General features: G+C 72.4%; 8 protein-coding genes and 1 pseudogene. 4 read left to right on the top strand and 5 right to left on the bottom strand.

Annotated elements, in window-relative coordinates:
- From RWM17_RS09705 to RWM17_RS09695, 3 genes and pseudogenes are all read right to left on the bottom strand, one after another.
- A pseudogene (locus RWM17_RS09705) lies at positions 1-714 on the bottom strand (hypothetical protein); the annotation flags it as partial.
- 310 nt (positions 715-1,024) lie between these two features.
- Positions 1,025-2,620, bottom strand: coding sequence for a hypothetical protein (locus RWM17_RS09700; protein ID WP_314103112.1), 1,596 nt, complete (start codon positions 2,618-2,620; stop codon positions 1,025-1,027).
- Positions 2,621-2,886: 266 nt separating this feature from the next.
- Positions 2,887-3,039: a hypothetical protein gene (locus RWM17_RS09695; RefSeq protein WP_314103110.1), complete on the bottom strand. Its 153-nt coding sequence runs from the start codon at positions 3,037-3,039 to the stop codon at positions 2,887-2,889.
- Positions 3,040-3,144: 105 nt separating this feature from the next.
- On the opposite strand from RWM17_RS09695, the gene RWM17_RS09690 reads away from it, so the two are divergent.
- Entirely contained in the window at positions 3,145-3,969 is an 825-nt protein-coding gene (locus RWM17_RS09690) for a DUF4232 domain-containing protein (protein ID WP_314103107.1), read from the top strand.
- Here RWM17_RS09690 and RWM17_RS09685 read toward each other — a convergent pair.
- Complete coding sequence (locus RWM17_RS09685; protein WP_314103104.1) at positions 3,956-4,999, bottom strand: NAD(P)-dependent alcohol dehydrogenase; 1,044 nt, start codon at positions 4,997-4,999, stop codon at positions 3,956-3,958. The genes RWM17_RS09690 and RWM17_RS09685 overlap by 14 nt on opposite strands.
- Before the next feature lie 165 nt (positions 5,000-5,164).
- Complete coding sequence (locus RWM17_RS09680; protein WP_314103101.1) at positions 5,165-5,662, bottom strand: MaoC family dehydratase; 498 nt, start codon at positions 5,660-5,662, stop codon at positions 5,165-5,167.
- Positions 5,663-5,897: 235 nt separating this feature from the next.
- Between RWM17_RS09680 and RWM17_RS09675 the strand changes: the two genes are divergently transcribed.
- The 3 genes from RWM17_RS09675 to RWM17_RS09665 form a co-directional block, all read left to right on the top strand.
- Positions 5,898-6,956, top strand: coding sequence for an ATP-binding cassette domain-containing protein (locus RWM17_RS09675; protein WP_314103099.1), 1,059 nt, complete (start codon positions 5,898-5,900; stop codon positions 6,954-6,956).
- The gene (locus RWM17_RS09670) at positions 6,953-7,606 is read left to right on the top strand and encodes an ABC transporter permease (protein WP_314103096.1); all 654 of its coding nucleotides are present in this window, start codon (positions 6,953-6,955) and stop codon (positions 7,604-7,606) included. Before RWM17_RS09675 ends, RWM17_RS09670 begins: the two co-directional genes overlap by 4 nt.
- A partial coding sequence (locus tag RWM17_RS09665; RefSeq protein WP_314103094.1) for an ABC transporter permease occupies positions 7,603-8,304 on the top strand: 702 nt, incomplete at its 3' end. The genes RWM17_RS09670 and RWM17_RS09665, both read left to right, overlap by 4 nt.

Here is an 8,304-nt window from a genome sequence, read left to right as displayed (position 1 = left end):
CTGCATGAGGCCGGGGTGCACGGTCTCGCCGCGGGTGGCGGCCCGTGCGAGGTCGTCGGTGCTGCCGCTGCGGGGCTGCTCGTGGGCGGGCAGCTCCTCCGTGAGGCGGGCCTGGACGAGCTCGCGCTGCTGCGGGGTCAGGCGGGCGAACGCGTCGCGGTGCACCTGCTCGAGCTGCTCGGGCTCGGCCGTGCGGAGGAGGTAGTCGTACTTGCCGAGGGCGACGCGGTCGGCCTCGGTCGCGCGGGGAGCGCCGGACGCGCTGTGCTGCTGGGCCGGGCGTTGCTGCTCGCCCTGCTGACGCCCGTCGTGGCCGCCCTGCTGGCGCGGGTCGTAGCCGCCCGGCTGGCGCTGGTCGTAGCCGCCCGGCTGGCCCTGCCGCCCCTGGTCCGGCTGGCCGTGACCCTGCTGGCCGTGACCCTGCTGACGCCCGTCGTAGCCGCCCTGCTGGCCGTAGCCCTGCCCCTGCTGCTGGCCGTAGCCGGCCTGCCCTTGCTGCGGGCCACCTCCTCGCTGGTCGCCCTGCTGCTGCTGGCTGCCGTCGCCGGTCAGCTTGTCTGCCGCCGTGCGGACGAGGTCACGCCAGTCGGTGCCGGAACCCGAGCCGGAGCCGGCACCCGGTCGCGGCGGCTGGCCGTTGCGGGAGGACGAGGAGGAGTTCGAGTCGCCGAGCGCTTTCGCGGCGGCGCCCAGGAGGCGCTTGAAGTCGGGCATGACCACATCGTGCTGGCCCACGATGTGCAGACCCCCGGGAGGACCTGCGGAAGTCATCCGAACTGCCTCGTCTGCTCGCCCGCCTCCTCGGCTCGCGTGCTCGCGCCCTCGCGTGCTCGCGCCCTCGCGTGCTCGCGCCCTCTGCCACAGGTGACTTGCCGTTTCGCGGTGCTCTGGAGGCGGTGAGGCCCCGCGAAGTGGCAACTCGCGGTGTGAGGACGAGCACGACGACGCCCGCCCCAGGCGGCGACCACGGAGGTCCGTGGTGCCGCCCGGGGCGGGCGAGGTGGTGCGGTGGTGCGGTGCGGTGCTACTCGGCCGAGTCGACCGTCAGCGCGCGGCGGCGACGGGCGGCGACGAGCAGCCCTCCGCCGACGAGCAGGAGCAGCGCGGCGCCGACGACGCCCTGCGACGCCTCCGAACCCGTGTAGGCGAGGCCGGCCGGACGCGTCACGGGGGCGGCCGGTGTCACGACGGGCGGGACCACGGCAGCGGCGACGAGCGAGAAGGCGACGGTGTTCGAGAAGTCCGACACGGCGCCTTCCTCGTTCACGGAGCCGTCGGCGTTCAGCTCGGCCGCGATGGCCTGGGTGACGTACTCACCGGGGAGCAGCGAGACGGAGACCGTCCAGTTGCCCTCCGCGTCGACCAGGATCGGGTCGGCGAGGTCGGTGAGGTAGAAGCGGCCCTCGGCGGGCGACTCGGTGATGGTCCCGTCGAGGAACGACGGGTCGGCGACGGTCAGCACGATGCCGGTGCCGACGGGGCCGGTGCCGGAGACAACGACGGTGCCGCCCGTGACGACCTGCCCCTCCGTGGGGCTGGTGATCACCGGGGTGGGCGTGAGCAGGACGATCTCGTCGGCGACGGTCACGTCCACGGCCTGGACGATGCCCGAGCGGACTCCGGTCAGTGTGATCGTGTAGTCGTCGGCGAGCACGTCGTCGGCGAAGACGATCGTGTCGGCGTAGGCGCCCACGGTGTCGTCGGCGTAGTAGTTCAGCTCACGGTCGGCGAGCACGACGACGGCGCCGTCGGAGTCGGTCACGACGGTGGTGACCTCTTCGTTGGGGCTGAAGCCGGTGGCGGCGATCGCGACGCCGGTGGTGCTCGCCTCGTCGACGGTCACCTCGGCCGGCGTCGCCGTGATCGTCGGGGCGATCGCGGGCACGGGAGCCTCGGCGAACGTGAAGGCCACGCCCAGCGGCCCGACCTGCGCGGCCGGGTTCGACTGGGTGACGTTCGCACCCGTGCCGAGCGAGCCCGGCGCGAGGTCGAGGAACGTCGTCGGGACCGCGAAGGTGCCGTCCGGGTTCGCCGTCGCGGAGCCGGCGACCGAGTTGCCGAGGTTCTTGTTGCTGTACGTCACCGTGACGGTGCTGCCCGGCTGCGCCGTGCCCGTGAAGACCGGGGTCGTCGTGTCCACGACCTGGGTCGTGCCCGGGTACGTCACGGTGAAGGGGGAGGCGGGGTTCGGCGCGACGGCGAGCTCGAACGTGTAGGTGGACGGCGTGACCTCGGGGTCGGCGACGCCGGTCGTGGCGTTCGCTCCCGAGACGTTCGCGACGACCGTCGTCTCGCCGGGCAGCAGGTCGCCGAAGTTGGCGTTCGTCGTGAACGAGGTGTCGGCGTTGGTCGTGGTCCCGCCGAAGATGCCGTTGACGAACGTGCCGTCGCCTCGGTCGTACGTGAGCACGAGGGTGTCGGCCTGGGGCAGGCCGGTGCCCGCGAGCGGCACGACCTGGGCGAAGCCGGTCGAGTTGTCGTAGGTGGAGCCGGGCGCCGGCGACGTGATCGTCACAGGAGCGGCCGCGGAGGCGGGCCCTGCGGCGAGCAGGACACCTCCGAGGGCGAGTACGAGGGCCGTCGGCGCAGCGACGAGGCCCCTTCTGGCTGATGAGCGCAAGGGCGTTCTTTCTCTCGAGGTGGATACGTGCGTCATTGCAGTTCCGTCGCGGCCCAGCACCCCGAGGGAGGAGGGGCGAGCCCCTGCCCGGAACATAACAGAACCTCAAGGATGCGGTAAGAGGGTCCTGTGAGTCTGTTCGCGGCACCGCGAGCCGCATCCCGATGACGCTCGCGGGGGCTGGGAGCGCGCGTGACTCCCCGGACGCGTCGTCTCGATCGGGCGCGAGGCGCGAGGCGAGCGAGGCGCGAGGCGCGGGAGGCGGGCTAGAGCACATCGGCGACGAGCTCGAACACACGGTCGGGCGCCTCGAGGTGCATGTCGTGGTGCACGCCGGGCAGGCAGTCGAGAGCGTCGAAGACGGAGCCGTCGGCCAGCCACGACCCGACGACGACCGGCCACGGCACGGTGGTGCGCACGGCACGTCCACACGCTGGCTCCGCCGCGTGCGTTCCTCGGCCAGAGGGATGGACGATCTCCCTGAACGAAGTGCACGCTCCCTGCAGACAGTGCACGATCGGTACATGAACCGTTCCGTGAAGATCATCCTCCCCCTCGTGCTGGCCTCGTCGCTCGGCCTGCTCGTCGCGGGCTGCACCTCGGGCGACCCGGACGTGTCGTCGACCGGCGCCTCCTCGTCCGCCTCGCCGTCGGCTCCCGACCCGGTCGCCTCCGACAGCCCCGCCGCGACCGACCCCGCCGAGCCGAGCGCGACCCCGGGTCCCGACGGCGCCTCGGGAGGCGGCGGCGACCTCGGCGACGGTGCCTCGAGCGACGCGTCGGCCCGCTGCACGGTCGACGAACTCGGCATCGAGATCGCCGACGGAGGCGGTCAGGGAGGCGGCGGCGCGGCGGGCAGCTACGGCGTCGCGTTCATCTTCACGAACACCGGCGATCGCACCTGCACGCTGCAGGGCTGGCCGGGCGTCTCGTTCGTCGGCGGCGGGAACGGCACCCAGGTCGGCGCCTCCGCCACCCTCGACCGTGGTACTCCGCACGACACCCAGGACCTGGCGCCGGGAGGGGAGACCCAGGCCCTCGTCAAGATCACGCAGGCCGGGAACTACGACCCGGCCGAGTGCCAGCCCACCGCGACCGACGGGTTCCGTATCTACCCGCCCGGATCGGTCCGGTCGATCTTCGTCGGCGCGTCGGGCTCGAGCTACGAGGCGTGCGCGAACGCGGCCGTGCAGCAGCTCTCGCCGAGCGCGCTCGCCGCGTTCTCGCCCGCTGGGCGATCGAGGCGAAGCGTCGCGGGGGTCCGAGCCGGCCGGACCCCCGCGACGCGTCACCCGGACGGACAGAGGCCCTGCCCGCCCGGGCCCGGCGGACGCGCTACGGGACGATGACCGCGCGGCCGCGCACCGTGCCCGCGGCGAGGGCCTCGTAGGCCGCCGGGCCGTCGTCGAGCGAGTAGCGCTGCGTCTCGACCGAGACGCGGCCCGACCGGGCGAGGTCGAGCACCTCGATCAGCTCGGAGCGGCTGCCCCAGTACGGCACCCGGACGGCGGCGTCGTAGGCGATCGAGCCGAAGCCGACCTCTGCGGTGCCGCCGCCGATCCCGACGAGGGTGACGTCCGCCTCCGAGGCGGCGACCGACGTGGCGAGGGCCACCGTGGGAGGCGCCCCCACGAAGTCGAACACGGCGTTCGCGCCCAGCCCGCCCGTGAGCTCGCGGATGCCGTCGGCCGCGTGCTCGTCGCTGATCAGCACGTGGTCGGCACCGACGTGGGTGGCGAGCTCGAGCTTCTCGTCGCTGACGTCGAGGGCGATGATCTGCGCGCCCGACAGCGCCTTGAGGATCTGGATGCCGACGTGCCCGAGGCCGCCGGTGCCGATCACGACCGCGAAGGTGCCCGCCCCGAGCTTCGGCAGGGACGTCTTGATCGCGTGGTACGGAGTGAGCCCGGCGTCGGTCAGCGACACGTTCTGGACGGGGTCGAGGTCGCCGAGCGGCACCAGGTGCCGGGGGTCGTCCACGACCATGTACTCGGCCATCGAGCCGGGGGCGCCGAGGCCGGGAGGCTTGATGCCCTCGGCGGCCGCGTTGACGCAGTAGTTCTCCTTGCCCTGCGAGCAGGGGCGGCAGCGGCCGCAGCCCCACGGGCCGTAGACGGCGACGGCGTCGCCGACCTGCAGGTGCTCGACCCCCTCGCCGAGCTCGTCCACGACGCCCGCGCCCTCGTGCCCGAGCGTGAGGGGCAGGGGGTAGCCGCCCGCCGCGTAGTCCTCCTCGCTGAGGCCCATGACGAACTCGTCGCTGTGGCAGACCCCGGCGGCGGTGATCTTGAGCAGCACCTGCCCGGGGCCGGGCGACGGCTTCTCGATCTCGACGACCTCGGGGTGCTGACCGATCTTCGTGTACTGGAGTGCCTTCATGGCCAGAGGCTACGCCGCGCGCGTCACCCGTGCCCGACACCTGTCGGCTTGCCGGCCTGCTGGTCGGCCCGCCCGCGTGTCCGAGCGCCGCGAGTGGTCAGAAGACGTCCTCCACGGGCTCGGGCAGGACATCTCCTGACCACTCGGCGCCGGCACACGGCCGGCTCAGGCGAGGGCGGGCAGCTCGCGCAGGACGAGGTTCATCATCACTTGCGACATGACGACCTCGTCGCGCTGGTTCAGCACCTCGATGCGGGTGCGCACGAGGCCGCGGTCGGGCTTCGAGGCCGAGACGCGCGACGAGAGCACGGTGAACCGCGCCCTGAGGGAGTCGCCCGGCCGCACCGGCAGCAGCCAGCGCAGCTCGTCGACCCCGGGCGAGGCGACGCTCGCGCGCTGGTTCAGGAACCCGCCCACCATCAGCCGCATCATCAGCGCCGTCGTGTGCCAGCCGCTGGCGATGAGGCCGCCGAACGGGCTCCTCCTCGCCGCCTCGGGGTCGACGTGCATGTCGTGGGGGTCGAACGAGGAGGCGAACGCCACGATCTCGGACTCGGTCACCTCGAGCGGGCCGTGCGTCTCGACGAGCCCGGCCACGTAGTCGTCGAAGGTGCGGTCGGGCAGGGCGCGCGCGGGGAGGGGGACGGTGGTGCGATCGGTCATGTTCCGATCCTCCGCCACTCACGACGTCCCGTCGGACACCTCTGGGGTGACGCGCGTGACAAGACCCGCTCCTGCAACTTCCCCCGAGTCGCAGGGAACGCAAGCCCCCAAGGTCACGATCAGGCCTCGATCGCCGCGCACCGACCAGGAATCGGCGACAATGGACGATGTATGGCTGTTCTACCGGTCATGTCGAACACCCGGCCACCACGGTTCCGACAGGCAAGGAGAACAGATGATCACGTTCGAGGGCGTCAGCAAGGTCTATCCCGACGGCACGGTCGCCGTCGAGCAGCTCGACATGGAACTGCCGACCGGCGAGCTCACCGTCCTGGTCGGCCCCTCCGGCTGTGGCAAGACCACCTCGCTGCGCATGATCAACCGCATGGTCACCCCGTCGACCGGCCGCGTGCTCATCGACGGCGTCGACGTCGCCGGGCAGGACGAGGCGCTGCTGCGCCGCGGCATCGGCTACGTCATCCAGGCCGCCGGCCTGTTCCCGCACCGCACGATCGTCGAGAACATCATGACGGTGCCCGCCCTCGTCGGCACGAGCAAGAAGGCGGCCCGCGCCACCGCGGTCGAGCTCATGGAGCGGGTCGGGCTCACCTCGGCGATGGCCGACCGCTACCCGGTGCAGCTCTCGGGCGGCCAGCAACAGCGCGTCGGCGTCGCCCGCGCGCTGGCCGCCGACCCGCCGGTGATGATCATGGACGAGCCGTTCAGCGCCGTCGACCCGATCGTCCGCGAGGGCCTGCAGGCCGAGTTCCTCCGCCTGCAGCGCGACCTCGGCAAGACCATCGCGATGGTCACCCACGACATCGACGAGGCGATCAAGCTCGGCGACAACGTCGCCGTGTTCCAGGAGGGCGGCCGCCTGGCCCAGTTCGCCACCCCGCGCGAGCTGCTGGCGAACCCGGCCGACGACTTCGTCGCGGGCTTCGTCGGACGCGACCGCGGCTTCCGCAGCCTCTCGTTCGACTCGGCCGCGAGCCTCGACGTCGCGCCCCTGTCCGAGGTGACGACCGGTCCCGAGCAGCTCGTGCTCGACCAGGCCGGCAGGCCGCTCGGCTGGACGGGCGCCGGTCTCGGGTCGACCGCCTCCCCGACGCCCACCGGAGGCGCGTTCCAGAGCTCGGACTCGCTGCGCCTCGTGACCGACCTCGCGATCACGTCGCCGGTCGGCGTCGTCGTCCGCGTCGACGAGGACGGGGTGGCCGACGGCGTGATCCGCCACACCAGCCTCATGCAGCAGCTGGAAGCCCGCCGTCGACGGGAGGTCGACCCGGCGTGATCCAGTACCTGCAGAACAACGTCGCGGTCATCCAGGCCGCCCTCTCGCAGCACGTGTTCCTGGCGCTGGTCCCGGTGCTGATCGGCATCGTCGTGTCGCTGCCGATCGGCTACCTCGCGGTCCGCTTCGGGTTCCTCTACCACCCGCTGCTCAACCTCAGCGGCATCCTCTACGCGGTGCCGTCGATCGCGCTGATCGTGCTCGTGCCGACCATCGTCGGCATCCGGATCCTGTCTCCGCTGAACATCATCATCGCCCTCAGCGTCTACACGATCGCGCTGCTCGTGCGGGTCGTCGCCGACGGGCTCAAGTCGGTCGACCCGCTCGTGACCGAAGCCGCCTCCGCGATGGGCTACCGCCGCCTCCGGCGCCTGGTCTCGGTCGAGCTGCCGATCGCGCTGCCGGTCATGCTCGCGGGGCTCCGCGTCGCGACGGTCGCCAACGTCAGCCTCGTCAGCGTCGGCGCCCTGATCGGCGTCGGCGGCCTCGGTGCCCTCTTCACCCGCGGGCAGCAGCTGAACTACACCCCGCCGATCGTCGTCGGCATCGTCCTCTCGGTGCTGCTCGCCGCCGTGTGCGACGGGATCATCGTGCTGATCCAGCGGCGCGTGACGCCCTGGACGCGTGCGGCAGGGAGGATCGCCGCATGAGCGACGGACTGCTCGGCTACCTGCTCGACCCCGCCAACTGGCAGGGCGGCGGCGTGCGTGCCTCGATCCCCGAACTGGTGCTCACCCACCTCTGGTACACGGTGCAGGCGCTCGTCGTCGCGGCCGTGATCGCGCTGCCCCTCGGCCTCTACATCGGCCACACCGGCAAGGGCTCGTTCATCGCCATCAACGCGGCGAACGCCGGGCGGTCGCTGCCGACGCTGGGGCTCATCATCCTGCTCGTCGTGATCATGGGCCTCGGCTTCGGCCCCGTGCTGATCGCCCTGGTCATCCTGGCGATCCCGCCGATCCTCACCACGACGTACGCGGGCATCCGCGCGGTCGACCCGGCAGCGATCGACGCGGCCCGGGGCATGGGGATGCGGCCCCTGCAGGTGCTGTTCAAGGTCGAGGTGCCCATCGCGCTGCCGCTGATCTCGTCGGGTCTCCGCAACGCGCTGCTGCAGCTCGTCGCCACCTCGACGGTCGCCGCCTACGTCGGCATCGGCGGCCTCGGCCGGCTGCTGATCGACGGGCTGTCGCTCAACGACTACGGCCGCGTCGTCGCCGGCGCCGTCGTCGTCGCCGCGCTCGCCATCGTGCTCGACCTGCTCGCCGCGGGCACGCAGCGGCTCGTCGTGTCGCCCGGCCTGACCGGGCGCATCCCGAAGCGGCGGCTGCGGCGAGGAGCTCCGGCC

This window comes from uncultured Frigoribacterium sp. (assembly GCF_963515265.1).
GTDB lineage: Bacteria > Actinomycetota > Actinomycetes > Actinomycetales > Microbacteriaceae > Frigoribacterium.
Note: the sequence above shows the minus strand (reverse complement) of the source record. Positions and strands in the feature narration are given on the sequence as shown.

Bases quoted from the DNA above. Each gene is read 5' to 3' on its own strand.
- RWM17_RS09690 (WP_314103107.1), top strand. From the start codon at position 3,145: ATGAACCGTTCCGTGAAGATCATCCTCCCCCTCGTGCTGGCCTCGTCG.
- RWM17_RS09685 (WP_314103104.1), bottom strand. From the start codon at position 4,999: ATGAAGGCACTCCAGTACACGAAGATCGGTCAGCACCCCGAGGTCGTC.
- RWM17_RS09680 (WP_314103101.1), bottom strand. From the start codon at position 5,662: ATGACCGATCGCACCACCGTCCCCCTCCCCGCGCGCGCCCTGCCCGAC.
- RWM17_RS09675 (WP_314103099.1), top strand. From the start codon at position 5,898: ATGATCACGTTCGAGGGCGTCAGCAAGGTCTATCCCGACGGCACGGTC.